Origin of the sequence: Bradyrhizobium sp. CSA207 (assembly GCF_029051685.1) — a bacterium.
Taxonomy (GTDB): Bacteria; Pseudomonadota; Alphaproteobacteria; order Rhizobiales; family Xanthobacteraceae; genus Bradyrhizobium.
Genome location: NZ_JAACFT010000108.1, coordinates 1 through 1,139 on the forward strand (window position 1 = coordinate 1; position 1,139 = coordinate 1,139).

The 1,139-nt window shown below is 58.5% G+C and carries 1 protein-coding gene; it reads left to right on the plus strand.

The window, feature by feature from the left end:
• The first annotated feature begins 44 nt into the window (after positions 1–44).
• Positions 45–1,133: an ISAs1 family transposase gene (locus tag GWG65_RS40165; protein ID WP_275200913.1), complete on the plus strand. Its 1,089-nt coding sequence runs from the start codon at positions 45–47 to the stop codon at positions 1,131–1,133.
• Positions 1,134–1,139: the final 6 nt, after the last annotated feature.

Genomic DNA, 1,139 nt, shown 5'->3' on the forward strand with positions numbered 1-1,139 from the left:
AAATTTGATTCTGACAGTGTCTCCTGACTCGAGAGGGGACTATTTTGGAGCGCTTCACGGAATGCTTTTCGTCGTTGGTCGATCCTCGGAAGAACCAAGCACAGCACGATTTGACAGAGATGCTGTTCATTTCGCTGCTTGCCACGCTGAGCGGTGCCACGAGCTGTTGCGACATTGCGCTGTTTGGGCAGGCGAAGGAAGCGATGTTGCGCACGATTTTGGTGCTGGAACACGGCATCCCGAGCCACGACACCTTCAGCCGCGTGTTTCGAATCCTGGATCCAGACAGTCTCGAAAAGGTCTTTCGGAGCTTTACAAAGGCGTTTGCCGCGACGGCCAAGATCAAGGGCGTGGTCGCTATCGACGGCAAGGCGCTGAGAAGAGCCTACGAAAGCGGCCGCAGCCACATGCCGCCGGTGATGGTGACGGCGTGGAGCGCAACGACCCGTATGGCGCTTGCCAATGTGCAGGCACCTGGAAACAACGAAGCCGCCGGCGCTTTGCAACTCGTAGAGCTTCTTCAGTTGAAGGGCTGCGTCGTCACGGCGGATGCGCTGCATTGTCATCGCGGGATGGCGAAAGCCATCGTGGAGCGCGGCGGAGATTACGTCTTGGCGGTGAAGAACAACCAGCCGGGATTGCTGCGCGATGCCAAGGCCGCGATCGCTGCGGCAGAGCGCAAGAAGGCCAAACAAGTCACCACCAAGGACGCCGATCACGGCCGCAAGGAAGCCCGAACCGCGATCGTTACTTCCGTCAAAGAGATGGCCGAAAAACACGACTTTCCGGGTCTCAAGGCCGTCGCGCGGATCACCAGCAAACGTGGAAGCGACAAGACCGTAGAGCGCTACTTCCTTTTGACCCAGTGCTACAAGCCCGCAGAGCTGCTCCGCATCGTTCGAGAACATTGGGGCATCGAAAACGTCCTGCACTGGACGCTCGACGTCGTTCTCGACGAGGATCAGGCGCGAAGCCGAAAAGACCATGCTCCTGCCAACCTCGCCGTTATGCGCCGACTTGCCCTCAATATTGCTCGCGCTCATCCCGACACAAAAACCTCTTTGCGGGGCAAGCTCAAACGGGCCGCTTGGGACGACAGCTTCCTCGTCGACATGCTTCTGAACATGCGATAGCCCTGC